This is a genomic window from Brachybacterium sp. J144 (genome assembly GCF_036321705.1).
Lineage (GTDB): Bacteria > Actinomycetota > Actinomycetes > Actinomycetales > Dermabacteraceae > Brachybacterium.
Map to the genome: position 1 here is coordinate 1 of NZ_JAZDCG010000026.1, position 24,575 is coordinate 24,575.

The following is a 24,575-nucleotide window of genomic DNA, read 5'->3' on the forward strand; positions in this document are numbered from 1 at the left end:
CTTCACCTCCCCCCCCCCTACCCCCCCCCCCCCCCCCCCCCCCCCCCCCCCCCCCCCCCCCCCCCCCCCCCCCCCCCCCCCCCCCTCCCCGCTGCTGCATCGGGCCGTAGGGCTCAGATGTCGTAGTACAGCTGATAGAGCTTACGACCTGCAGTGATGAGTAGGCGTGCGTCTACCGTGCAATAGTGGTCAGAGTCGGCGAAGGCGGTTCGAGCAGCGCCCGAACTCCCTCTGCTGCTGGTGTTTACATCGACTGTGAGTCTATCGGCGCTCACGAAGACTCCCGACTTGGCTGCTTGGGGCAGCTCGGCGATGAGGATCAGGCGGCGAAGAGTGATCGTCCTCCAATGCTCGCCGTCACAGCCCCTTCCACCACCTCCGGGAGGCCTTCCAGTGAAGGGGGTCGTAGGCCTCCTTCGAGCGGAGGAGCGCCTTCAGACTCGGGTACTCGTGCGCAGCGGAACTACGCAGAGCGGTGAGGTAGTGAGGCTCTGTGGCCTGCGCGCGGATGGACCTTTCCCAGAAGTCCCAGGTGTCGTTGGTGACCCGCCCCTCACCTCGCAGGTCGATCTCGTCCTCACAGAGCTGCAGGTACTGGTGGATCACCAGACGGTCCTCCTTTCGGGGCTTCCCGCCGCGCTCGAACTCGCCGGAGCGGCGATCCATGAGAGTCCAGTACCGCTCCACGTAGAGCGCCTCGAAGTCGCGATGCATCTGCCGTGTCTGAGCCACGATCTGCGTCACGGCGAAGATTATCGAGAGCATGGTCAACGCCGAGATGATCAGGCCGACGATGTCGACCCATGACGCCTCGTTCATTCGGGTCCGCCCTGATCAGGGAGGGGCGGTACAGGCGGGACGCTTGGAGCAGGCACCACGTCCCCTTTCGCCGTCACTCTGAGCAGCCCTGCATCGAGCGCAGTGTGGTGGTTGGCGCAGAGGATACGGATGTTGTCGGTGCTCGCCGCACCGCCCTTGCTGTCGGGGATGACATGGGCGGCCTCGAGCACCTGCTCGACGTCGAGCCCGCAATACATGCACCGGGCGCCGTAGCGGCGCAGCGCTGCCTCACGGAGGGGTGCTTGATGCAGCCGGTGCTTGGTGACTCGCTCGATGTAGCGTCGCTCGAACTCGACGTCCTCGTCCTGGACGGGCTCTGAGTCCTTCTCGGCGGGTGCACCGCTGGCGCCGAGCAGGGCGCCCAGGTAGGGGTTGTGCCAGTCAGCTCGTCGGGACGTCGCCCTTGCCTCTCGCGTGGCTGTGAGAGCGCGCAGGAACTCCGGGTCATCCATGACAGTGATGAGGTCATCGAGGGTCTCACCGTGCACGCCTGTATCGCCGTTGTCCCCGGTGCTGAGCCATACCCGCTCCGGGTCGGTGTTCTGCGGCGCGAGATCCGCAGGGAAGCGGGCTCCCCACTCGGTGACCAGCCCGCTCGCGGACTCGAACCACACATAGAAGAGTTCGATGCCGCCGCCTGCGATCGTGGCGAAGCGCTGATGATCGGTCGGACCGGCCCAGCTCGGCATTGCGGAGACACCCCAGCCCTCGGACCGGTCGAGGCTCGCGGCCATGATGTACGCACGCAACATGGCAAGGGCCGTGGGGGCGTCAGGCATCGACAGTGCATAGGTGAACGACGCGAGCGACCGTGTGCCGCCGCGACGGCCTCGCTTGAACCTCCACGGCGGCCGCTCGATGCCGAGGTCCGCAATCAGATCCCTCTCGCGACGGATCAACTCCGAGGAGTCCGGCCGAGCAGCGTCGAGGACCTCGGCGACGAGCTCGGTCACCCCCGCAGGTGCTCGCATCCGTCCCTGCGGCGCCCCGTTGATCCCCGCGTCGAGAAGGCGGTCGAGCGAGAGCTCTCCTCTGATGGCTAGAGGCACAGTGTGCAGGAGAGAGAGCCTCATCCATGTCCGTTCTAGGCGCTCCTCGAAAGCTGCAGCGTCGACCCAGAACTCGCGGTCGCCGATCATGTCCCCGCTGTCGATGCCCGTCTGGACTACTTGGCAGACGTGGGTGATCGCTTGGACCGGCTTCACCTGATACAGGAACACACGATCCCCGCCGCGAAGGTGAGCGCGGGACGCCTCGCTCCAGTCCACGACAGAGCGCTGCGAGAACGCGCGGTCAACATCGAACTTCGCCCCGTCCGAGGCGATGATCCAGTCGGTCATGACGCGGTTCCCTCGCTGTCGAGCGCGGGCAGGTTCTCCGTGATCTCCACCGTCCGCACCGACACGGTGACGACCTTTTGCAGGAGATCGAGGATGTAGCGAGGGTTGCCGTGCTCCAGGCCCCACTGGTTCGGGTCGTTCACGATTCCTGAGGCCTTGTCGGTAGAGACCTGGTACTGCCGCATGACCCACTCGATCGCGCTGCGGGAGCCAAGCTGGTAGCGGTAGGCCTCCTCCGGGATCCCGGTCACGGTGAGGTTCGGGTTAAGGACGAGTGCGTCCGGGGCATCAGCTGCCTTCCTGCCGGAGGGGAAGCGGATCTTCTCGACGCGGTAGTAATCCGCCTCGCCGCCCATCGGCGGCTGCTCTCCGCCCTTGACCGTCAGCGGGTAGAGCTCGGCGTCCACATAGTCGGCGTGCAGGCCGAACAGCTCTCGACCTGCCGACGTGAACGCCCCGAACGACTCCGCGGGGACGTTCGGGACCCGGGGGAGCATCTGCTTCAGCTCGCCGGCATACCGCTCGCGATACTCGGGGGAATGGAGCAGGCCGTATATGCAGAAGAAGATGTCGTCCTTCGAGACCTTGCTGCCGTAGCGCTCCTGCATGAGCTGGTGGAACTCGTCGGTGATGTTGTCGACGCGGCGGTAGCCATCCACCACGTCTCCGTCGAGGCCGAGGTCGAGTTCTCCATCTGGGAGAGGCTCCCAACGGTAGCGGGCGAAGAACTGGCCAGTGTCCAGTGCGTGGAGGTCAGGGAGCACCCGCGTCGCGAGAAGCGAGAACTCGTGGTGTGACGAGATCCCGGTCATGTAGAACCCGTAGTTCTCGAGACCAAGTGTGGGGAAGTAGCGGCGTGCAATAGCGGGTCGGTGGATAAGCCCGTCGGTGAGATCGATGTGCTGGGCGTTGAAAGGGCGGTAGAGGCTCATCGATAGGTGATCCTGCTGTCGCCTGAGTGGCTTGTCCTTTGCCAGCCGGTCTCGCAGGCCACTTGTCCACTTGATGAGTGTGTCGTCTGTGGTGACGACGCCGACGGTGTCGGTTCCCTTGGGTGACTTCAGGTGCTGCTGCTCTGCGTAGTCGCGGAACTTGATGCGTTCAGTCTCGTAGGTGGCTAGGAAGCGGTTGAGGTTCGCGTCGAGGGCTTTCTCGGATGAGTTGTAGACCCAGGCGTCACGGTTCGTCTGGAGCCCCGCGCTGTAGCTCTCGAAGACGCGTACGCCGTTCTTGGTGTCGCCGCCGAGGATGGGGTAGGTCAGGTAGTCCTCGTCGCGCTGGTTGATCCAGTCGCCGTGCGGGTTGGGCTGGATCTGGCGCCACGGGACGGTGTCGAGCGAGGCGTCCGCGACAATGGCGAGCTTGTCCTTCGTGGTGAGGTAGTCGCCGATATCGCGGTAGTGGATCGTCGCGGGGCCGTCATGCTGCTTGACACGAACGAGGAGAAAGACCGCGACCGTCGTCTGGCTGCCGCCTTCGAAGATCTGGCCGCCCTCCGCCTTCCAGTTTGTGTTGCGCATGTTTCCGCGGAGGTTGAAAACGTAGATCGTGCTGAACTCGTCGGTGAGTGTCTTGCGGACACCGGCTGCGGTGTTGCCATCGATCCATCCACCGTTGGTGACGAACCCGATCACGCCTTCATCGCCGATACGGTCGCTGGCCCAGCGGATGGCACGCATGTACGAGTCGTAGAGGCTCCGCTTGTTCTTGGCATCAGTGCGGGCGGCGAAGGTGTCGCGCACGCGGGCGTCGAGGGTGGGGTAGCTGACGTTGGCGTTGTCGTCGTTGCCGGAACTCTGGCCCACGGAGTAGGGCGGGTTGCCGACGATGACGCGGATGTCGAGGGCCTTCTGGGCCTCTGCGCGGGTGTTGTTGGTAGGGAAGACGGTCTCGTCGGTGAGGTCACCGTCCTCGGTGAGCTGGAAGGTGTCGGTGAGGACGATCCCGTCGAACGGCTCGTACGCCTCCGTCGAGAGCTCGACCCCGTCGGCCTCGGCCTGGAGGTCGTGGAAGGTGGTCTCAATGTTGATTGCGGCGATGTAGTAGGCGAGCAACAGGATCTCGTTCGCGTGCAGCTCGGAGGCGTACTTGCGGGCGAGGTCCTCGGGCCGGATCAGACCGGACTGGAGCAGGCGGACGATGAACGTGCCGGTGCCGGTGAAGGGGTCGAGGACGTGCACGCCCTCGTCGCTAATGGACCGGCCGAACTGCTTCTCGAGTACGTCGCTGACGGAGCGGAGGATGAAGTCAACGATCTCGATCGGGGTGTAGACCACGCCCATCGCGTCGGCCGCGCGGGGGAAGGCGTTCTTGAAAAAGCTCTCGTAGAGCTCGGTGATGATCTTCTGCTTGCCCTCGGCGTTGTCGATCCCTGCGGCGCGAATCCGGACGGACTCGTAGAACGCCTCGAGTCGCCCTGCCTCGGCGTCGACGTGCATGGCGGTGAGTGCGTCTACCATGCGGTTCATGACCTGGGAGACGGGGTTGTGGTCCGTGAAGGCGTAGCCCTCGAAGAGCGCGTCGAACACGGGTTTGGTGATCATGTGTTGGGCGAGCATCTCGATCGCCCCATCCCGGGTGATCGACTCGTTGAGGTTCCGGCGCAGCGCGTCATGGAACACCTCGAACTGTCCCGCAGCGGCGGTCGAGGGATCGTCGACCAGCGAGGTGATGCGGGTGATGTGGGCCTGGGCGATGACGGCGATGTCCTTGGCCCACTGGTCCCAGTAGGTGCGGGACCCGACCTTCTTCACCATGCGGGCGTAGATCGCGTTGCGCAGCTCGTCCATCTGCGACAGCCGCAGATCCAGCGCACCCTGCACCGAACCCGTGTTGCTGTCGCTGCTGGTCGGCTCGCCGTCCTCGCGCTCGTCCGGGTCGGCGAAGCCGATGCCCATCACATCAATCTTGGAGTCGCGGCCCTTGTTCAGCTCGACCTTGTTGACCATCGCGTCGAACCGCTCGTCGTGCGCGCGCAGGGCCTGCAGGACGTCCCAGACGACCTGGAAGTTCTTGTTGTCATCCAGCGCCCTCTCCGGCTCGACGCCGGCGGGGACGACGACGGGCAAGATGATGTAGCCGTACTTCTTGCCCTGAGCGAGGCGCATCACGCGGCCCACGGACTGCACCACGTCCACGACGGAGCGGCGGGGGTTTAGGAACATCACCGCATCCAGCGACGGGACATCGACGCCCTCGGAGAGGCAGCGGGCGTTGGAGAGGACCCGGCAGGTGTCTTCGTCGGTGTCCTCCTTCAGCCAGTCCAGCAGGGCGGTGCGCTCCATCGAGTTCATCGACCCGTCCACGTGCTTCGCCTCGACGGAGAGCACGTCACCCGGGTCCTCGTCCTCGTGGTTCTCGACGTAGGCGGAGACGACCTCCTCGAACTGGGAGGCGACCTTCTTGGAGGACTTGATGTCCCGCGCGAACGCGACCGCGCGCCGCATCGGCTGCGGATCCAGGCCGAAGGAGTGCTCCGAGTCGCCGCGCTTGGCGAGACCGTTCCAACAGCCCACCAGCCGCGTCGCATCATCCAGAGTCAGCTCGCCGTCGCGGGCGAACGCGTCCTGCATCGCCTCGTTCACCGCCTCCTGGTTCACGGTGAGGATCAGGACCTTGTAGTCGGTGAGCATCCCCAGCCCCACGGCCTCCCCGAAGCCGAGACGGTAGAACTCGGGCCCGTAGACGTCCTCGTCGTCCATCGAGGCGAGCACGGCCTGGGCCTTGCCAGCCTTCGCCTTGGAGGCGTCGTCGTAGATCCGCGGCGTCGCGGTCATGTACAGCCGCTTCGAGGCCTTGAGGTAGGAGTCGTCGTGCACGCGCACGAACGCGGACTCCTCCGCCCCGGCGAGCGTCTCGCCCGTGGTGCGGTGCGCCTCGTCGCACACGATCAGGTCGAACGGCTCCAGCCCCGCGAGCTTCTGCGCCTGCGCCACGACGTCGATCGACTGGTAGGTCGCGAACACGACCCGCATCCCCGTGCCGTCGGTCCGCGCCTCCCGCAGATGCCGCGCGAGCCGCTCCGGATCCGTGGTCGCCGGCAACGGCAGATCCACCACGGAGATCTCCGAGGAGTCCTCGGAGGACCGGCCAGCGCGGGAGGCCTTCGCATCCGAGCACACGGCGAGCGGTGTGATCCCGACGGAGGTGTTCTTCGACCACTCCCGCAGCGCCTGCGACAGCAATGCGATCGACGGCACCAGGAACAGCACCGTGCCGCCCGCCCCCACGTATTCCTCCGTGAGCCGCAATGAGGTGAAGGTCTTGCCGGTGCCGCACGCCATGATCAGTCGGCCACGGTCCGCAGTCCCGAACCCTGCCTTCACATCGTCGATCGCGGTGCGCTGATACGGCCGCAGATCCGACGCTCCCGACAGCGACAGCGCCGCGGGCGTCTCGGGATCGAACGTCGCCCAGTCGATCCGCGACTGCTCGAAGTCCTGCAGCCCCAGGCGCCGCACCGGCACCGACTGCTCCCGGATCGTCTCCTCCGCCGTCGCACCCCACTGCGTCGTCGTCGACACGACGAGACGCTCCGTGAAACCGCCCCGCCCCGACGCCGCCAGGAACTTGTCGAGATCGCCCTTGGACACGCGGTGCGTCGGCGCAAAGAACTTGCACTGGATCGCCGTCAGCCCGCCGTCGCGCCGCTGCGCGACCAGGTCGATCCCGGAGTCGTGACCCCACTTCTCAGGCCACTGGTCCCACATCCACACCTTCGAGAACTGCTCCGCCCACAGCGGATCCGTCTGCAGGAACGACTGCGTGAACCGCTCGAACATCGTCCCCTGATCCGCGGTCGAAGACGCAGAGTTGTACATGCGATCCAACAGCTTCATCGGGGAGGGCGCCGTGACAGTCATGGCTCCAAGTATCTCGGAGAAGAGATCGAGAGATGCACGAACGCCGCACTATGAGCGGGAAAGGCCCATGCCAAGATGGCGGCCCCGACTCCAGCAGGACGGGCTAACGCGGTATATCTTCGACACCGCCTACGTAGTGCTCTGAGGCCCTCACGTATATATCTCGGCTGGGACCTCGGTGCCAGCGAGAGAGGTGACGGAGCCCGCTACGTGAGCCTCTCGCCGCGTAGGCATCTTGCGATCGCCGGTAGGACCTCTCAGGAGCGAATGGCGGAGACGAAGCGCTGGAGGTCGGTGAAGAGGCGGTAGCGCCCTTCCGCTGCGTCACCGGTACCCACCCATGACACCGACGCTGCACGCGCCCCGTAGGGTCTGGTGTTGGTCACGGCAACTAGCTCATCGGCAGTGAGCACTTTGCCTGGTTCAGCTTCGAGTGCCTCACGTACTGCGGATGGAAGGGCCCTCCACCACACGAGCACCTCGTCGGTGTCCTCGAAGTCGTAGACGCCCTCGCCGGGCACTCTGAGGGCCACCACAGCACGTGTTGCTTGCCCATCTGCGCTACGCGATGCTGGCGACCAGAAGACCACGCCCTTCGATCCGTCAACGGCCCGCTGAGCCGCTACAACGGCGTCCTGGAGCGTCCCGTAGACGCCCCGTTCCTCATGGCCGCCGCCATGCATGAAGCGGACGTCGCCTCTAGTTGGTGTCTTCATGGAACCGGGGTCTTTGTGATGCGACGACTGGCTCATTCTCTCGACGCTCACTCGAGCGGACTTGCCTGGTAGGAGTCCGTCGTCTCGCTGAGCTCGATGTAGGTCATCTCTGACGGCACCTCGGGGCCGAGGAGCCACACTGTCTTCTTCGCAGTGGGGCTGGCAGATGTGTCGAGGTAGGCGTTGTAGACGTCGATCCCCTGGGAGTTCAGCCGCCCGTACTCCTCTTCCGAGATCTCGGTGCCGTCCGGCATCGAGTACCAGTAGCCATCGTTCACGTCCTCCGGGCCGTCATCGCGCATCGTCGGACCCCACTCCTCGATCACGGAGAAGGCGGACCTGTACTCAAGCTCCTGGCCGTGGTAGTCCACGATGGTGACGCTGTACGGGGCGGCATCCTCGTACCCATTCGTGTTGTCGATCTCGACCTGGATGTAGCCGACAGCTTCCTGCCCTGTCGCCTGCCTGTACGCCTCGATGTCTTCGGGGCCCGTAGCAGGGATCGTCATGATGAACCCCGCGCCCGTCATGTTCATCGCCAGGTACTTGCCCGGTCCGTAGAACCCCTGTTCTTCGGCGTCGTCCACATCAGGCCAGGCGGAAGCTTCATCCCCGTCCGAAGGAGCATCAGTCTGCTCGACGCTCGTGGCCTCGTCGGTGGTCTGTTCTGCCTCGGTTGCAGAGGTGCTGCATCCTGCCAGGGCTAGGGCGGCTAGCGCAGGGAACGCGAAGCAGCGAAGTGTGCGGTTCATGGGTGCCTCTCTTGACATGGTGCTAGTGGTTGAAGATTCCCATAGGGGGCAGAAAATCCATGTCGAAACTGCCGCTATGCGATGCACGTGGCTGCATCCTTTACGGGGTTCCGGACGAGTGAAGCGATCGAGTAGCACTGATGAACTACAGCCTGTGTAGGACGAGCCGCTGGCGCGGAAGCGACGACGCACGCGCCGGTTGCCCGGTGCACAAGGCAGTCGACAGTTCACACCGGACCTGATCCGGAGCTGCTAGATCCAGCGCGTGACTCCCCGATGCATGTGTTCGGATACAAGCACCGGGGAGTCGTTCGCCGGACCGCTGCAGCCCCCGCTTCGGGCTCCCTTACTGACCGCCTGCAATGCGGGCTCACGCGATCAGGAGGTCCGAGCTCGGCCCTTCCGAGGGGACAGCTAAGAAGCCATCAGCGGTGATCTCGTTACGGCTGACGAGGATCTGCGGCGGTCAGCTCTGGAGAGCGTGAGCTGCCTGTCGCCTTCGCGCTCTTGGAGGGACCTCCGCGCTTCGCCCTCTTACGTCTCCCACCCCTTTCAGGGGGGTGGGAAGACGTGGTTGACGCGTGCGTGGTTGACGTGGTTGAAGGCGTGGTTGATTGACCTGCCCTCTTCTCCGAGAACTGGTCTCCGTGGAGCTCTCGTGGGTCCTCTCCTGAATCAGCGATCGTGGTTCCCACCGTGTCCGCTCGGTACCTCTTGGAGGGGCGCCCACCTTGGCCATCGAGAGCTTCCTCATCAAAGCGGGCGATGCCCTGCTTGACCAGTTGATCGAGCCGTCGCCTTGCAGCCTCGGTTTCCTTCCTATCCGGCTTTTCCGTGCCATGGAGGACCTTGGCGAGCTCGGGAGCCGTCAGCCCGTTAGGAGAGGCCTGCAAGAGCGCCAGAGGGCTAGCTCCCTTGATGACACGGGATGTACCTGCCTGGTGGTCATGTTCGATCCTCATCGGCTCCACGGGATCCTTGATCGGCTTCAGGTGATGAAGCGTGATCACCCGGTCTCCTGGACGGCCATCGAGACGGATCACCGAGCCAGCACCGCTCGTGATCCACGTCGACCCGTAGATCTCATCTATAGTCGGCGGTCCTTTATGCGACGGGCGTGCCTTCACCAGGTGATGCAGCTCGAGGACGTCGATTCCTGCGGCGATGGCAGTCTGTCGGGCACGGTTCCATCCGGCGCCGACTGCGTCGTCCGTGAGTCCGATGGCTGCGTCCTTCAGGCTGTCGACTACAACCACATCGGCACCGTGCTTGAGCGCAAGGTTCCGAAGTTCTTCGGGGTGCTTCGCGAGATCCTTCCGTGGCGGCCCCTCTCTGAAGACCAGGCGCCTCTCTGCGGCCCCTCTGTCGTCCTGCTTGAACGGCCGCGAGAGTGCTGCGGCGATCTGCTTAGGACGATCCATCGCAAGGTAGAGAACCCGTCGCGCCGGCCTCACTGGATAGTCGAGGACGCTGTTCTGTTGACCGATAAGAGCACGGACCAGCTGGCCGCTTATGGTCGTCTTTCCAGTCCCCTGACGGCCGGCGAGCACTAGAGCCTGGCCAACCGCCCAAAGAACCTCACTCCCTGCTCCCCAACGTGCCGAAACCTCCGACGGCTGGTCGAAGAGCCATTTCGCCCCGTCAACTGCCGGCGTTGGATCACAGCCGCACCTCTGCAGCTGCTCACCGCAGTCAGTACACAGAATGATGTTGCTTGGAGTACTCCTCGAACGAGAAAGGGGCGCCGCTCCCCGGCTACCGTGATCATGCGTCCCCACAACGCCTCTGGACTGCCTCGGAACCGACTCCGGGGCGGTCCTTCTCGTGAGCCTCTTTGTTCCTCTCCTGGGCTTCGTCATCGGCGGCCTGCCTGCTTCGTTGTCGGGATCGGTCGCAGCAGGCTTTCGACTTCTCTCATGTCGACACGGATCGCGCGCCTACCTAGGCGGTAGCCAGTGAGACGTCCCTCAGCGATGAACTTGCGCATCCCGGCCTCAGACATGGACACGTACTCCGCTGCGACGGAAAGCGGCACAAAGCGCGAGCTCGTCATCGCTTGGCCTCCTCGCGGAGGACACGAACGAGATGAGCAACCTGCGTCCTCGTCAGTGGGCCTGTGCCTGCGAGCGTGCGACTGATCGCTGCTTCGAGCTTGGCCGCGGCAAGGTCGCGACGAGCGTCCTGAGCGGCGGCAGAGTCGCCGTAGCGGGTGGCGAGTGCGAGGCGAGATCGAGCCTCGTAGATGGGGTTGTGCATAGAAAAGCTCCCTGGAGCATGGCGCACTAAAGCGCATCCTAGGGAGCTGGACATGGCGACGAACCCCGGCGGGGAACCCCTGGTGTGGCGGAATCAAGGCTCCGCGTGGGCCTGGCTGGATGCTACTACATCAAGCGTTAGGAGCGGTCCATGGGAGCTGAGGGGGCCAACGCCTTGCCCTTGAGCGGTCTTCAGTGGCGAGCCGACTGCGGTACTCCACCAGAGCGATGAACATCTGGTCACCGAGGAAGTCAATAGGGTTTCGTCGAGTCGGCCTCATACACGCCCTGCAACGGATCTCCCACCAGCTCGGCTCCTTGACCTCAGGGGGCTCGTGCTCAGCGGCCACAATGGTCGACACCTTTTCGTAGCGGGCCCCGGGGCGCACCTTCACCCACCATCTGCCGGAGGCCGCGCGCTCGAGCCTCATCTCCACCCCCGTGTCGTGCCATCGACCACCGATCCCGCACTGGACGCGCGTCCAAGGAGCCCTACCTCTCGGGTACCACTCATCAAGCGTCTTCTGGCGTGAGAGCCATTGGCGTGCTTGGAAGGGGATGGCGACGATCGGTACGGCCTGGAGTTCGGCTCTTGCGTCGCCGTCGGCTAACTCCCGCCGCCTCGCCTCGTCACTTCGGCCTGTGAGCTGTTCACGTTCCTCAGCCATGAGTCTTCCCCTCCAGCTCGAAGCGACCAGCTTGCTCGGTAGGTAGGTCGCCGGCCAGCGCGTCAGCAATGCTCCTATCCCGCTCCTTCGCCGCGTGCTGGTAGCGCATGGCGACAGTGGGGGAGGTGTGCCCCAGCCGTGCCATCAGCTCGCGCGTGGTTGCTCCCGTACCAGCAGCCAGGGTCGCGCCCGTGTGGCGGAGGTCGTGCGGCTTGAGGTCACCCAGACCCGCGGCTGCTGCGGCCCGCTTGAACATGTGGAGATAGCCGCCGTAGGAGAGTGGCTCGCCGCCCCCGCGGGGCGAAGGGAAGAGATGGTCGGTCAGCGCGGTCCCTGTGTGCTTCTCCAGGTGCTCCAGAACGGCCTCCTGGAGAGCTGACGGGTAGTGGACGGTCCGTACGCTGCTGGCGGTCTTGACGGGGCCTATGCGGCTGGACCCGGCGTGCACCGCAGACGCCGTCTCGCGGATGCTCAGAGAGTGCGTCTGAGGATCGACATCCCGCCGCCGAAGCCCCAGCACCTCACCAGGCCGGAGCGCACAGAATGCGCCGAGCAGGATCGCGAGCCGGCGGCTCTTGGGCACCTGGTCCGCGAGCGCATAGACCTCGGGGGCCTGCAACGCATGTCCCTCACGCTTGCGGGTGTACTGGCCGGCGCCCTTCACCTTCACGGGCGACTCGCTGACGATCCCATCTTCCACTGCGGCTCGAAAAACCTGCGACAGCACGCGGTATGCGTTGGCCCGAGCGGCCGGCGTGTCGACGGGGAACCCGCCTACCCACTTCCGGACCATCGCGGGAGTCACGGCGCTCATCGGTGTGGTGCCGAAGGCGGGCTTGATCCACTTATCGAGGTTCACCTGGTAGTGGTAGCGCGTGCGGTCCCGGACCTGGAGCGCCTTGACCCACTCATCGGCGAACTCGCCGACCGTCGTGCGGTCGTCGCGGCCGCGCCATGAGCCGCTCTCGATGGCGGCACGCTGCATCGCGAGCCAAGTATCGGCGTCCATCTTCGCGGTGAACGTCTCCGGGGCGGTGCGACGCGTCCCTGCAGGGTCCAGGTAGCTCGCCTGGTACCTCCCGCTGGGAAGCTTCCGCACCGCCCCGAAGGAGCGACGTCCGCGACGTCGGGAACCTGCCACCTCTGACCTCCAAGTCGTGCGACAACCGTGCGATAGCTCGGTTGTACTCCGTGTGACTTGAGCCTACTGCACGCATGCAACAGACGAAGGATCATGACCTATGAAACTGCAGGTCAGAGGTGTAAAATGCCCGGTTATCGCTCAGATGTCGTAGTAGAGCTCGAACTCGTGGGGGTGCGGGCGGAAGCGGAACGGATCGATCTCCGTGGTGCGCTTCAGCTCGATCCAGGTCGAGATGAGGTCCTCGGGGAACACGTCGCCCTCGGTGAGGAAGTCGTGGTCGGCCTCGAGGGCGTCCAGGGCGGCGCCGAGGGAGTCGGGCAGCTGCTGGATCTGCGCGTGCTCCTCCGGGGGCAGCTCGTAGAGGTCCTTGTCGATCGGCTCCGGCGGCTCGATCCGGTTGCGGATGCCGTCGATGCCGGCCATCAGCTGCGCGGCGAAGGACAGGTACGGGTTCGCCGACGGGTCCGGGGCGCGAAACTCGATGCGCTTGGCCTTCGGGGAGGAACCGGTGACCGGGATGCGGATCGCGGCGGAGCGGTTGCGGGCCGAGTAGACCATGTTCACGGGGGCCTCGAAGCCCGGCACCAGACGCTTGAACGAGTTCACCGTGGGGTTGGTGAAGGCGGTCAGCGCGGGGGAGTGGGCGATGATGCCGCCGATGTACCAGCGGGCGATGTCGGAGAGACCGCCGTAGCCGCGCTCGTCGAAGAACAGAGGCTCGCCGTCCTTCCACAGCGACTGGTGGGTGTGCATGCCCGAGCCGTTGTCGCCGAAGAGGGGCTTGGGCATGAAGGTCGCGGTCTTGCCGGCGTCCCACACGGTGTTCTTCACGACGTACTTGAACTTCATGACGTCGTCCGCCGCCTGCTGCAGCGTGTTGAAGCGGTAGTTGATCTCCTGCTGACCGGCGGTGCCGACCTCGTGGTGGGCGCGCTCGACCTCCAGGCCGACCTCGCTGAGCACCGCGCAGATCTCATCGCGCAGGTCCGCCATCTGATCGTTCGGCGGGACGGGGAAGTAGCCGCCCTTGAGACGGGTCTTGTAGCCCTGGTTGCCGCCGAACTCGGACTCGTCGCGGTCGGTGTTCCACACGGCCTCGTCGGAGTCGATCGAGTAGAAGCCCGAGTTGACGGAGGTCTTGAAGCGGACGTCGTCGAAGATGTAGAACTCGGCCTCGGCGGCGAAGAAGGCGGTGTCGGCGATGCCGGTCGACTTCAGGTACTCCTCGGCCTTCGCGGCGACGGTGCGCGGGTCGCGGGAGTAGGGCTCGTCGGTGAACGGATCCACGATCGAGAAGTTGACGATCAGGGTCTTCCGCTCGCGGAAGGGATCGAGGTAGGCGGTCTCGAGGTCCGGCACGAGTTTCATGTCCGACTCGTGGATGGCCTGGAAGCCGCGGATCGAGGAGCCATCGAAGAGCTGACCGGTGGCGATGGCCTCCTCGTTGAAGCTGCTCGCCGGCACGTTGAAGTGCTGCATGACGCCGGGAAGGTCGCAGAAGCGGATGTCGATGAACTCGACACCCTCCTCCTCGATGTACTTGACGACCTCGCTGGGATTGTTGAACACATCTCCTCCATCCGCGCCGGGGCGGCGCGCCGTTCTGGTCCTGCCCGGGGCTCGTCGTGCCGCACGGGCGATCTCCTGCTCCGAGGCCGGCACGCGCTGCGGGCCGGACTCGGTGGGAGCAAGCTTATGCGCCGTCGGTGACGCCTTCCCGGAGCACGTCCTCGCCCAGGACCCCCGGATAGGGTCGCTCCGTGATCGAACGCAAGGACCTCGGCTCCTGGATGGAGGGCGCCCCGGGCGACCCCGGATACGTCAAGGGCTCGTCCCTGGGACTGCCGCCGACGGGTCACGGATCCGTCGCCCCGTTCTGGCGCCGGCCCCTCGCGCTGGTGATCGACTGGGCTCTCGCCGTGGGGGTCTCGACCGTCGCCTTCGACTACGACGCCCTCGCCAACCTGGTCCTCTTCGCAGCGGTGAACGTGCTGTTCCTGACGCTTTTCGGGGCGACTCCGGGGCAGTACGTGCTGCGGATGCGGACCTTACCGGTGCGCGGTCGCAGCCCGATGATCCTGCGCGCGCTGATCCGTACCGGGCTGATGCTCCTGCTGCTCCCGGCGGTGGTGTGGAACCGGGATGCGCAGCCCCTCCATGACGCCGCCGCGGGCACCGCGGTGATCCGCGTCTGACGGGTCCGTACGGGAGCGGACGAGGGCTGCAGACGGCCCGGGACGCCGGGAAGCGCCCCGGCGCGCTGCTCGCCGGTCGAGCAGACCGCTGAGGGCGGATTCCCCTTCTGACCTGCGAGAAGAAAGTTTGGTTACGAAAAGGTCACGGCGGCAACGGTCGGATCACGAGACGCCGGAACGCGAGGTCGGGCGGCGTGACCGAGCGTCCCTCGACGAGTCCCGACCTGCATCCCGTGCTCGGGAGGCGGCTCGTCGACCTCGGTCGGATGAGCTCGACCGGGGCGGGCACCTGGATGCTGCTGGTGGCGATCGGATTCCTCGAAGCGGCCGCGATCCACGGGCGCGGCTGATCCGACAGAGGGACCGCGTGGACCCGGACGTGGCGCTCGTGCACGACCACTATGTGCACTGGTGCCGCCGTCACGGGCAGATGCCGCGCATCGGCAACAGCCGGCAGTGGTCCTGACCGACGACTCCCGGGACAGCGCGACGCCCCCGTCGGCCGGAGCCGGGCGGGGGCGTCTGGAGCGCTAAGGCGCGGGGGCTGGGGAATCAGCGGCCGCGCATCGCCTTGCGGTTGGGGCGGGCGCGCATCGGGTCCACGCCCTTGGGTACCTGCTGGCGGATCGAGCGCTGCAGGGCCGAGAGACGCTTGGTGACCTGCGAGGCCTCGTCCTTGGTGAGCTCGCGCTTCATGCGGGTCATGTAGCCGGGGAGTTTGTGCAGGGGCACCTCGCCCTCACCGTCGCCCACCACGATCTGGTGCACCGGGACGCCCTCGTGCTGGAGCACGCGGCGGATCGAGCGACGCTCCTTCTCGAGCAGCTTCATCGAGGTCGAGGAGGAGTCCTCGGCGACGATCGCGATGCCGGCCCGGCCGGAGGCGCGGAAGAGCATCTTCTGGCTGCGGGGATCGATCTGCACCGGTTCCTCCGTCACGTTCCAGCCTCGACGGATCGACTGCATGGCGGCGAGCGCCGCTCCGGGCTGGCCCTTGATGCGGCTGAACGCGGCGCGCTCCGCCTTCCGGGCGAGGATCAGCATCGCACCGAGCAGGCCCACGGCGATGCCCAGGAAGATGCCGTACCAGGGGCTGTTCAGCACCAGCCAGGACACGAGGACGCCGACGACGATCGCGCCGAGCATCGCCGCCAGCATCAGCGGCAGCGTGGTGCGGTCCACCTCCTGGGTGTACCTGTACACCTCGAGCATCTGCTTGAGGCGGCCGGGCTTCTTCGGCGCGGACTTCTCGGACTCGCTCTTGCGGGCCATGGGGGTGGGGGTCCTTCCGGGGGTGCGGACTCAGCTCGCGGCGGCCGGGGAGCGACGGGCGACGACGCTCGCGGCCTCCTGACGGGCGGGCTGGTCCTGATCGAGGTGGCGGAGGTTCTCGGGGATCTCCCGCCCCAGCTTCTTCATGGACTGCGCCCACAGCTTGCCCGCGCGGTACGAGGAGCGGACCATCGGTCCGGCCATCACCGCGAGGAAGCCCATCTCCTCGGCCGCATGGGACAGATCGAGGAACTCCTCGGGCTTGACCCAGCGGTCGATCGGATGGTGGAGCTTGGAGGGGCGCAGGTACTGCGTGATGGTGATGATGTCGCATCCGGCGTCGCGCAGCCGCTGCAGCGAGTCGAGGATCTCGTCGGTGGTCTCGCCCATGCCGAGGATCAGGTTCGACTTGGTGATCATCCCGGCGGACTTGCCCAGCGAGATGACGTCGAGGGAGCGCTCGTAGCGGAAGGCGGGACGGATCTGCTTGAAGATCCGCGGCACCGTCTCGAGGTTGTGCGCGAACACCTCGGGCTTCGCGTCGAAGACCTGCTGCAGCGCCTCGCCGTTGCCCTTGATGTCGTCGATCAGCAGCTCGACGCCGGTTCCGGGGTTCATGGCGTGGATCTGCTCGCAGGTGCGGGCGAACAGGCCGGCCGCGCCGTCGGGCAGGTCATCGCGGGCCACGCCCGTGATGGTCGAGTAGCGCAGTCCCATCTCCTGCACGGACTTCGCGACCTTGAAGGGTTCCATCGGGTCCACGGCCATCGGCTTGCCGGTGGCGATGTCGCAGAAGTCGCAGCGGCGGGTGCAGGTGTCCCCGCCGATGAGGAAGGTCGCCTCGCGGTCCTCCCAGCACTCGAAGATGTTCGGACAGCCCGCTTCCTCGCAGACCGTGTGCAGGCCCTGGCCGTGCACCCGTTTCTTCATCGCGCTGTACTCCGGACCCATTACCGCGCGGGTCTTGATCCAGTCGGGCTTGCGCTCGATCGGCACCTCCGCGTTGCGTGCTTCGACGCGCAGCAGGCGTCGGCCCTCGGGAGCGAGTGTCACCGTGATGCCTCCATACGTTTGACGGTCCTGGCAGTCTATCGATCCGGGCGCTCCGGGTGCCGGTCACGCGACCCGGGGCGAGGTGCGGTGCGCCACGAGATCGGTCAGCGCCTCCGCGGCGAGGTCCACGACGTCCGCGACGGCGATGCGGCGGCCCGCCTCCCGAGTCAGCGTGGTGACCCCGGCGTCGTCGATCCCGCAGGGGATCACGTTGCGGGCCCACGAGAGGTCGTTGTCGCAGTTCAGGGCGAAGCCGTGCATGGTCGCGCGCTTGGAGACCCGCAGCCCGATCGCGCAGACCTTGCGATCCTCGGCCAGCTCGCCCGCGGCGCCCTCGGTGCCGCGCACCCACACGCCGCTGCGCCCCTCGACGGGGATCGTGTCCACGCCCACCTGCCCGCACACGCCCATGATCGTCCGCTCGAGATCGCGGACGAAGCCGACCACGTCGATCGGCACGGGCAGCTTCACGAGCGGGTAGCCGACGAGCTGCTGGGGCCCGTGCCAGGTGATCTTCCCGCCGCGGTCGATGTCGACCACCTCGGCGCCGTCGCGGGGTCGCTCGTGGTCTACGGTGAGCTTGCCCGCCGTGTACACGGGCTGGTGCTCGAGCAGCAGCAGGGTGTCCGGCCGCTCCCCGGCGACGACCTCGGCATGGAGCCGGCGCTGCAGATCCCAGGCGGCGCGGTAGTCGACCGGCCCCTCCGGCAGGCCGAACTCCTCGTGGCGGTCCCCGCCGGGGAGGGGTTCGCTGAAGCCGAGACGGATCACATCGAGCATCCGCCCAGAGTACTCCCGCGGGCCCTCACCTGCGCATTGTGGATGACCGACGGGGGAGGGGGCGTGGTGGGCTTCACTGGTCGCCATGCACGACTACGACGAGGATCGTTTCGCGGCCGGAGCGCCGTCGCTGTCCGGCCCGCGCGGGAGCGGCTGGTCGGCCGACGGGGACCGGACGCGACCGTCGGCCGGGCGACATGCGCGGTCGGAGACGACCTTGGTCGAGCGGCCGCGGATCCTCCACGCCGACGGGGACGTGGTGGTCGAGCAGGTCGCGCAACAGGGGCGCGAGGGCGTGGTGCGGGTGCGCGCTCTCAGCGGGGACGGCCGACGGGCTGTGCGGGACCAGGCACAGTTGCTCGCCGCCCTCGAGGTCGATGCCCTGCGCGCGGCCCCGATGGTGCTGGCCCTCGAGGACGACGCCTACCTGCGCGAATCCGCCCCGGAGCTGGCGCGGCGGGGCGGGCGCCGCGCCGACCACGACGGCACTCCTCCGACGGCCGAACGGCTCGCCCTCGGGGTGGTGCGCGAGGACCTCGAGGCGCTCGTGGGGGCGCTCCATGAGCGGGGCTGGTTGCTCGGTGCCCGCGGGGCCTCGGCGCTCGGGCTCCGGGCCGACGGCACCGTCGTGCTCCTCGACCTGCGCGGCCTGCGTCGTGGTGATGACGCTCTGGATCAGCTCGCCGATCGGCACTGGATCGACGCGACCCTCTTGGACCGCGATCGCACCCTGCGCCGCCGCATCGACGGCCATCGAGCGGTGCAACAGGCGCCCGTGGCGGTCGGGGACGGGCCTGCTGGGACGACCGAGCCGGTCCGGCAGTGGCCGGCGGTCCCCGCCGAGGAGATCGAGCACGGCGACCGGCCGGCAGGGGCGGAGGGGCAGGCCGAGCACCGGGCCGGGCCCCGCCCTGCCCCGCGGGCGGCGGAGGTCGACTCCCCACGGAGCTCACGGAGCAACTGGAGCACCCGGTGGGGCAACAGGGGCACCCAGAGCACCCGGGGCGCTCGAAGCACACCGGTCGCCCACCTGGTGCGATCCGTGCACCCCCTCATCGTCGATCCCGGTACCCGCCGTATCGCGCTGCTCAGCGGGGCGAGCGTGCTCGCGGCCGGTCTCGTCCTCGGCACCGGCGGCTGGCTGCTCTCCGACGGACCTCGCGGGGAGGGGTCGGCGAGCGAGGTCGGGACCGGGGAGACGACGGGGGAGTCGGGGACGGAGGGAACCGGGGCAGGGCCGGACTCCGGGGCCGGGACCGCAGCGGACCCGATCGAGGACCCGTGGTCGCTCGGCGCTGAGCTCGCCGGCTCCCGTCACGCCTATCTCACCAGCGCCTCGGACCAGGCACCCACCGCCGCCGGAAGCGCCGCCCGCGCGGAGGACGACGCCGTGCGCGCGGCGTACGAGGGCGCGACCGTCCGCGGCGGCGGACCGGTCGTGCAGGACGCGGAACTGCTCGAGATCGATCTCGACGCCGGCACCGCCGCGCTCCGACTGGAGACCTCGACCGAGGCCGCGACCATCACCGACGCGGCGGGTGAGGCCACGGAGGTGCCCGCGACCGCGCCCGGCACCGTGATCCTCGATCTCGCCTGGGACGGGCGCCAGTGGCTGATCACGGAGGTGCGCGAGCCCGACGCGTGACGCGGACCAGCCCCGGAACGCGGGACGGGCCCAGCACCCGAAGGTGCCGGGCCCGTCCCGGTCGCGGAGTCGCTGGTCTTCCGCGGAGAGGGGAGGTCAGAGACCGAGCTCGCCCTCGAACGCGCCTTCCTCGAGCCGCTTCTTCATGAAGGTGAGGAAGCGGGCGGCGTCGCCGCCGTCGACCATGCGGTGGTCGTAGGAGAGGAACAGGTACATCATCGAGCGGATCGCGATGGTGTCATCGCCCTCGGCGTTCTGCACGACCACCGGACGCTTGGTGATGGTGCCGGTGCCGAGGATGCCCACCTGTGGAGCGGGCACGATCGGGGTGTCCCAGAGGGCACCGCCCGAGCCGGTGTTGGTGATGGTGAAGGTCGCGCCGGCCAGGTCGTCGGGGACGAGCTTGTTCGACTTGGCGCGGCCGCCGAGATCGCCGATCTGGCGCGCGAGGCCCGCCAGGTTCAGGTCGCCGGCGTTCTTGATGACCGGGACCACGAGACCGCGCTCGGTGTCCGCCGCCATGCCGATGTTCTCCGAGCCGTGGTAGACGATCTTGTCGCCACCGATGGTGGAGTTCAGCTGCGGGTAGGTCTTCAGACCCTCGATCGCGGCCATCATCAGGAACGGCAGGAAGGTCAGCTTCGCACCCTCACGGGCGGCGAAGTCGTCCTTCGCCCGGGCGCGGAGCTTCGCCACGCGGGTCAGGTCGACCTCGACCGCGGTGGTCAGCTGGGCCATGCCCTGCAGCGACTCCATCATCCGCTGGCCGATGACCTTGCGGATGCGGGGCATCTTCTCCTCGGTGCCGCGCTTGGAGGAGACGTTCACCGCCGGCGCAGCCTTCGGTGCGGAGTCCGCGGCCGGAGCGGCAGCGGCGGCGGGAGCGGAGGCCGCAGCCTTCTGCTCCTTGATCGCCTTCTGCACGTCCTGCTTGCGGATGCGACCGCCGAGGCCGGTGCCGGCGACGGAGGACAGGTCGACGCCGGCCTCGGCCGCCATCTTCCGCACCAGCGGGGTCACATAGCCGGAGGACTCCGCACCCGAGACGGCCTCGTCGGCCTTCGGGGCGGGAGCCGCGGGAGCAGCAGCCGGAGCCGGCTCGGGAGCGGCGGTGGGCTTCTCCTCCGCAGCGGCCGGCTTCTCCTCGGCAGCGGCCTTCTCCTCGGGAGCGGGCGCCGGAGCAGCCTTCTCCTCGGCCGGGGCCGGGGCGGCGGGCTCCGCCGGGGCCGAGGCGCCGGCGGCATCGCCGATGACGGCGAGCACGGCGCCGACCTCGGCGTCCTCGTCCTCCTGCACCGCGATCGAGAGCAGGGTGCCCGCGACCGGGGAGGGGATCTCGGTGTCGACCTTGTCGGTCGAGACCTCGAGCAGGGGCTCGTCGACCTCGACGGTGTCGCCGACGGACTTGAGCCAGCGGGTGACGGTGCCCTCGGTGACGGACTCGCCGAGCGCGGGCATCGTCACCTCCTGACCCTCGCCGGAGCCACCGGCGGCCGGTGCCTCCTCGGCGGCGGGCTTCTCCTCGGCGACGGGGGTCTCGGTCGAGGGAGCGGCGGTCTCGTCGGAGGCGAGATCCTCCCCGGCGGGGGCGGACTCCTCCACGGCAGCCTCCTCGGCGGCCGGGGCGGCGGCACCGGAGTCACCGGCGTCGGACGCGGCGGAGCCGGAGCCGTCTCCGATCACGACCAGGTCGGCGCCGACCTCGGCGTCCTCGTCCTCCTGGACCAGGATCTGCTCGATGGTGCCCGCGACGGGCGAGGGGATCTCGGTGTCGACCTTGTCGGTCGAGACCTCGAGCAGCGGCTCGTCGACCTCGACGGTGTCGCCGACGGACTTCAGCCAGCGGGTGACGGTGCCCTCGGTGACGGACTCGCCGAGGGCTGGCATCTTCACGGTTTCGGACATGGTGGTTCTCCTCGGGGGGTGGTCTCAGGCGTGGGCGTGCAGCGGCTTGCCGGCGAGCGCCAGCGCGGCCTCGCCCATGGCCTCGTGCTGCGTCGGGTGGGCGTGGATGAGGGACGCGACGTCCTCCGGGTAGGCCTCCCAGTTGACGATGAGCTGGGCCTCGCCCATCAGCTCGGACATGCGCGAGCCGATCATGTGGACGCCGACGATCGCGCCGCCCTTCTCGCGGACCAGCTTGATGAAGCCGGTGGTGCCGAGGATCTGGGACTTGCCGTTGCCGCCCAGGTTGTACTCGTAGGACTCGACGCCGTCCTCGCCGTACTGCTCCTTGGCCTGCTTCTCGGTGAGGCCGACGGAGCCGAGCTGCGGCTCGCAGTAGGTGATGCGGGCGATGCCGGACTCGACGATCGGCGCGGGGCTCTGGCCGGCGATGCGCTCGGCGACGAAGATGCCCTGGGCGAAGCCGCGGTGCGCGAGCTGCAGGCCGGGGACGATGTCGCCGACGGCGTAGATGCCGGGCACGTTGGTCTCGAGGGTCTCCTTGTTCGCGAGCACGAAGCCGCGATCCATCTCGATGCCCTGCTCCTCGTAGCCGAGGCCCTGGGTGTTCGGGCCGCGGCCGACGGCCACGAGCAGGTAGTCGCCCTCGTAGACCTTGCCGTTCGCGAGGGTGACCTTCACGCCGTTCTCATCCTGCTCGGCCTTCTCGGTGAAGACGCCGAGGGAGAAAGCGATGCCGCGCTTCTTGAAGGCGCGCTCGAGGGCCTTGGAGAGGGACTCGTCCTCGTTCGCGACCAGGTGGGGGAGGCCCTCGATGATGGTCACGGACTCGGCGCCGAGGGACTTCCACACGGAGGCGAACTCGACGCCGATGACGCCGCCGCCCAGGATGATCGGGTTCTTCGGGACCTCGGGCAGCTGCAGCGCGGCCTCGGAGTCCAGGAAGCGGTCGCCCAGGTCGATGCCGGGGATCGACTTCGAGAAGGAGCCCGAGGCGAGGACGATGTTCTTACCGGTCAGGGTGCGCGTGCCCTCGGCGGTCTCGACCTCGACGGTGTTCTTGCCGGTGAGGCGGCCGAAGCCCTCGACGTACTCGACCTTGCGGGACTTCACCAGGCCCTGCAGACCCTTGTACAGGCGGCCGATGATCTTGTCCTTGAAGTCCAGCATCTTCGTGACGTCGATGCTGTTCAGGGAGATGTCGAGGCCCAGCTCCTTGCCCTCGGAGGGGGCGTCGGCGACCTCGCCGACGTGGAGGAGCGCCTTGGTGGGGACGCAGCCGCGGTGCAGGCAGGTGCCACCGAGCTTGTCCTTCTCCACGAGCGCGATCTTCTGGCCGAGCTGGGCTCCGCGCAGCGCAGCCGCATAGCCGCCGCTGCCACCGCCCAGGATCACGACGTCGTACTGGTCAGTGGTTGTATCCGCCACCTGTGTGCTCCTCGGTGTATGGGTGTCTACCCGGCGCGCATCCACCCGGATGGCCGACGGCGCCGCCTGCGTGACCCATGCTAGGGCACGGGGCGGCGCCCGTCGGCCCGCTGACGTGGACTCTCGGCCCCGTGACGAGGAGCGGATCACACCGGCTGACCGGTGGACCCCGGTCCGGTCCTCCCGGCTCCGTCGGCATCCGACGGAGCCGGGAGCCGGCTCAGCGCGCGGCGGCGCGGTCCTCGAGGACCTGCAGCACGGTGCGGACGCTCATACCCGTCGCGCCCTTGCCCATGTATCCCAGCGGCGCGGAGGCGAAGGCCGGACCGGCGATGTCCAGGTGCGCCCACTCGGTCTCGCCCACGAACTCGGAGAGGAAGATCCCTGCCGACAGGGCGCCGCCCCAGCGCTCCCCGATGTTGCGCAGGTCCGCGACGCGACCGGTCAGGTCGGCGCGCAGCTCCGCGGGGAAGGGCAGGGGCCAAAACGGCTCGCCGGCGGTGTCCGCGGCGCTCAGCACGCTCTCGCGGCCGGCGTCGGTGCCCATGACGGCCGCGGTGCGCTTGCCGAGCGCCACCATCGCGGCACCGGTGAGGGTCGCGACGTCCATCACCAGGTCCGGCTCGTCGGCGACGGCGTCCACGAGCGCGTCAGCCATGACCATGCGGCCCTCGGCGTCGGTGTTGAGCACCTCGACGGTCGTGCCGTTGCGCATGGTGACCACGTCGCCGGGGCGCTGGGCGCCGCCACCGGGCATGTTCTCGGCGAGGGCGAGATAGGTGGTCACGGTGACGGGCAGGGCCAGGCGGGCCGCGCCCAGGGTCGCAGCGAGCACCGTCGCGGCCCCGGTCATGTCCGAGGTCATCTCGTCCATCCCCGCGCCGGGCTTCAGCGAGATGCCGCCTGTGTCGAAGGTGATGCCCTTGCCGACCAGGGCGACCGAGGCGGTCGCGCCCTCGGGGGAGTAGGCGAGGCGCACGAGCCGCGGCGGGCGGGCCGAGCCCTGGCCGACGCCGACGATGCCGCCGTAGCCGCCCTCGGCGAGCTGCTGCTCGTCGAGCACGGTGACCTCGAGGGGAAGGCCCGCGGCGAGCTCCTCGGCGCGGCGGGCGAACTCCGCCGGGTAGAGCAGGTTCGGTGGGGTGTTCACCAGGTCCCGGGTGACCGTGACGATGTCGGCGAGGACCTCGGCACGGGCGATCGCGGACTTCGCCGCGGCGGTGTCATCGGCGAGCAGGACGATCTCGGCGAGGGCGCCGTCCGGGGCGGACCCCGCGGTGCCCGACTTGAAGGCGGTGAAGGTGTAGGCGCCGAGGGCGGCGCCCTCGAGGGCGGCGGCGAGCTGCTCGGGGGACCCTCCGGGCAGGGCGACCGCGGCGCGCTCGACGCCGACCAGCGAGCGGGCGGCGGCGCCGTACGCGAGGCGGAGGTCCTCTGCGGAGAGCTCCGCGAGATCGGCCTCGCCGAGCCCGACGAGGAGCAGCGAGCCCGCGGAGGCGAAGGTGTAGGAGGGGATGCGGTGCACGTCCCCGCGCGCCGCGGAGGGGTCGAGGCTCGCGATGGCCGAGGAGATGTCGGCGGCGCCGGGCACGGTCGACGGGGCGCCGTCGGAGCCGGGGACCAGCGGGAGGATCAGGACGTCGACGTCGACGTCGGTCAGGGCGGTGTTCGCAGCAGTCAGTGTGGGCATGGATCTATCGTAGGGGCGCTCGGGCATCCC

Annotated in this window: 17 protein-coding genes; 3 read left to right on the top strand and 14 right to left on the bottom strand. The window is 67.9% G+C overall.

Translation table 11 applies throughout. From position 1 onward, the window contains the following. Positions 1-357 precede the first annotated feature (357 nt). From V1260_RS09745 to glnA, 8 genes are all read right to left on the bottom strand, one after another. Positions 358-819, bottom strand: a complete 462-nt coding sequence (locus tag V1260_RS09745; RefSeq protein ID WP_329746619.1) for a hypothetical protein — start codon at positions 817-819, stop codon at positions 358-360. Further along, positions 816-2,180, bottom strand: coding sequence for an HNH endonuclease (locus V1260_RS09750; RefSeq protein ID WP_329746620.1), 1,365 nt, complete (start codon positions 2,178-2,180; stop codon positions 816-818). The genes V1260_RS09745 and V1260_RS09750 overlap by 4 nt, the downstream gene beginning before the upstream one ends. Next, the gene (locus V1260_RS09755) at positions 2,177-7,042 is read right to left on the bottom strand and encodes a DEAD/DEAH box helicase (RefSeq protein ID WP_329746621.1); all 4,866 of its coding nucleotides are present in this window, start codon (positions 7,040-7,042) and stop codon (positions 2,177-2,179) included. The genes V1260_RS09750 and V1260_RS09755 overlap by 4 nt, the downstream gene beginning before the upstream one ends. Before the next feature lie 257 nt (positions 7,043-7,299). Then, positions 7,300-7,758, bottom strand: coding sequence for a hypothetical protein (locus V1260_RS09760; RefSeq protein ID WP_329746622.1), 459 nt, complete (start codon positions 7,756-7,758; stop codon positions 7,300-7,302). Between the two features lie 47 nt (positions 7,759-7,805). Beyond that, positions 7,806-8,510: a hypothetical protein gene (locus V1260_RS09765; protein WP_329746623.1), complete on the bottom strand. Its 705-nt coding sequence runs from the start codon at positions 8,508-8,510 to the stop codon at positions 7,806-7,808. Between the two features lie 440 nt (positions 8,511-8,950). Further along, positions 8,951-10,369, bottom strand: a complete 1,419-nt coding sequence (locus tag V1260_RS09770; RefSeq protein WP_329746624.1) for an AAA family ATPase — start codon at positions 10,367-10,369, stop codon at positions 8,951-8,953. Between the two features lie 1,056 nt (positions 10,370-11,425). Further along, positions 11,426-12,442, bottom strand: a complete 1,017-nt coding sequence (locus tag V1260_RS09775) for a tyrosine-type recombinase/integrase (protein WP_329746625.1) — start codon at positions 12,440-12,442, stop codon at positions 11,426-11,428. Between the two features lie 273 nt (positions 12,443-12,715). Further along, positions 12,716-14,146, bottom strand: coding sequence for a type I glutamate--ammonia ligase (glnA, locus tag V1260_RS09780; RefSeq protein ID WP_329746626.1), 1,431 nt, complete (start codon positions 14,144-14,146; stop codon positions 12,716-12,718). Between the two features lie 191 nt (positions 14,147-14,337). Here glnA and V1260_RS09785 point away from each other — a divergent pair, with 191 nt between their 5' ends. Both V1260_RS09785 and V1260_RS09790 read left to right on the top strand, forming a co-directional pair. Further along, on the top strand, positions 14,338-14,772 hold the full coding sequence (locus tag V1260_RS09785) for an RDD family protein (RefSeq protein ID WP_329746627.1): 435 nt from the start codon (positions 14,338-14,340) through the stop codon (positions 14,770-14,772). A gap of 194 nt (positions 14,773-14,966) precedes the next feature. Further along, positions 14,967-15,122, top strand: a complete 156-nt coding sequence (locus tag V1260_RS09790; protein ID WP_329746628.1) for a hypothetical protein — start codon at positions 14,967-14,969, stop codon at positions 15,120-15,122. A 202-nt stretch (positions 15,123-15,324) separates the two neighbouring features. On the opposite strand, the gene V1260_RS09795 is transcribed toward V1260_RS09790, so the two are convergent. The 3 genes from V1260_RS09795 to lipB form a co-directional block, all read right to left on the bottom strand. Continuing rightward, the gene (locus tag V1260_RS09795; RefSeq protein ID WP_329746629.1) at positions 15,325-16,044 is read right to left on the bottom strand and encodes a DUF4191 domain-containing protein; all 720 of its coding nucleotides are present in this window, start codon (positions 16,042-16,044) and stop codon (positions 15,325-15,327) included. A 30-nt stretch (positions 16,045-16,074) separates the two neighbouring features. Beyond that, positions 16,075-17,097 (bottom strand): lipoyl synthase, encoded by a 1,023-nt coding sequence (lipA, locus tag V1260_RS09800; RefSeq protein WP_329746630.1) that lies wholly within the window; start codon positions 17,095-17,097, stop codon positions 16,075-16,077. 63 nt (positions 17,098-17,160) lie between these two features. After that, complete coding sequence (lipB, locus tag V1260_RS09805; RefSeq protein WP_329746631.1) at positions 17,161-17,877, bottom strand: lipoyl(octanoyl) transferase LipB; 717 nt, start codon at positions 17,875-17,877, stop codon at positions 17,161-17,163. 85 nt (positions 17,878-17,962) lie between these two features. On the opposite strand from lipB, the gene V1260_RS09810 reads away from it, so the two are divergent. Next, complete coding sequence (locus V1260_RS09810) at positions 17,963-19,522, top strand: hypothetical protein (RefSeq protein ID WP_329746632.1); 1,560 nt, start codon at positions 17,963-17,965, stop codon at positions 19,520-19,522. 96 nt (positions 19,523-19,618) lie between these two features. On the opposite strand, the gene sucB is transcribed toward V1260_RS09810, so the two are convergent. From sucB to V1260_RS09825, 3 genes are all read right to left on the bottom strand, one after another. Then, positions 19,619-21,427: a 2-oxoglutarate dehydrogenase, E2 component, dihydrolipoamide succinyltransferase gene (gene sucB, locus V1260_RS09815; RefSeq protein ID WP_329746633.1), complete on the bottom strand. Its 1,809-nt coding sequence runs from the start codon at positions 21,425-21,427 to the stop codon at positions 19,619-19,621. A gap of 24 nt (positions 21,428-21,451) precedes the next feature. Then, on the bottom strand, positions 21,452-22,855 hold the full coding sequence (lpdA, locus tag V1260_RS09820) for a dihydrolipoyl dehydrogenase (RefSeq protein ID WP_329746634.1): 1,404 nt from the start codon (positions 22,853-22,855) through the stop codon (positions 21,452-21,454). 220 nt (positions 22,856-23,075) lie between these two features. After that, the gene (locus V1260_RS09825) at positions 23,076-24,545 is read right to left on the bottom strand and encodes a leucyl aminopeptidase (RefSeq protein ID WP_329746635.1); all 1,470 of its coding nucleotides are present in this window, start codon (positions 24,543-24,545) and stop codon (positions 23,076-23,078) included. Positions 24,546-24,575: the final 30 nt, after the last annotated feature.

Excerpts from the sequence above, each read along its gene's own strand:
- V1260_RS09745 (WP_329746619.1), bottom strand. The coding sequence starts at position 819 with ATGAACGAGGCGTCATGGGTCGACATCGTCGGCCTGATCATCTCGGCG.
- V1260_RS09750 (WP_329746620.1), bottom strand. The coding sequence starts at position 2,180 with ATGACCGACTGGATCATCGCCTCGGACGGGGCGAAGTTCGATGTTGAC.
- V1260_RS09755 (WP_329746621.1), bottom strand. The coding sequence starts at position 7,042 with ATGACTGTCACGGCGCCCTCCCCGATGAAGCTGTTGGATCGCATGTAC.
- V1260_RS09760 (WP_329746622.1), bottom strand. The coding sequence starts at position 7,758 with ATGAAGACACCAACTAGAGGCGACGTCCGCTTCATGCATGGCGGCGGC.
- V1260_RS09765 (WP_329746623.1), bottom strand. The coding sequence starts at position 8,510 with ATGAACCGCACACTTCGCTGCTTCGCGTTCCCTGCGCTAGCCGCCCTA.
- V1260_RS09770 (WP_329746624.1), bottom strand. The coding sequence starts at position 10,369 with ATGACGAAGCCCAGGAGAGGAACAAAGAGGCTCACGAGAAGGACCGCC.
- V1260_RS09775 (WP_329746625.1), bottom strand. The coding sequence starts at position 12,442 with ATGGACGCCGATACTTGGCTCGCGATGCAGCGTGCCGCCATCGAGAGC.
- V1260_RS09795 (WP_329746629.1), bottom strand. The coding sequence starts at position 16,044 with ATGGCCCGCAAGAGCGAGTCCGAGAAGTCCGCGCCGAAGAAGCCCGGC.
- lipB (WP_329746631.1), bottom strand. The coding sequence starts at position 17,877 with ATGCTCGATGTGATCCGTCTCGGCTTCAGCGAACCCCTCCCCGGCGGG.
- V1260_RS09810 (WP_329746632.1), top strand. The coding sequence starts at position 17,963 with ATGCACGACTACGACGAGGATCGTTTCGCGGCCGGAGCGCCGTCGCTG.
- sucB (WP_329746633.1), bottom strand. The coding sequence starts at position 21,427 with ATGTCCGAAACCGTGAAGATGCCAGCCCTCGGCGAGTCCGTCACCGAG.
- V1260_RS09825 (WP_329746635.1), bottom strand. The coding sequence starts at position 24,545 with ATGCCCACACTGACTGCTGCGAACACCGCCCTGACCGACGTCGACGTC.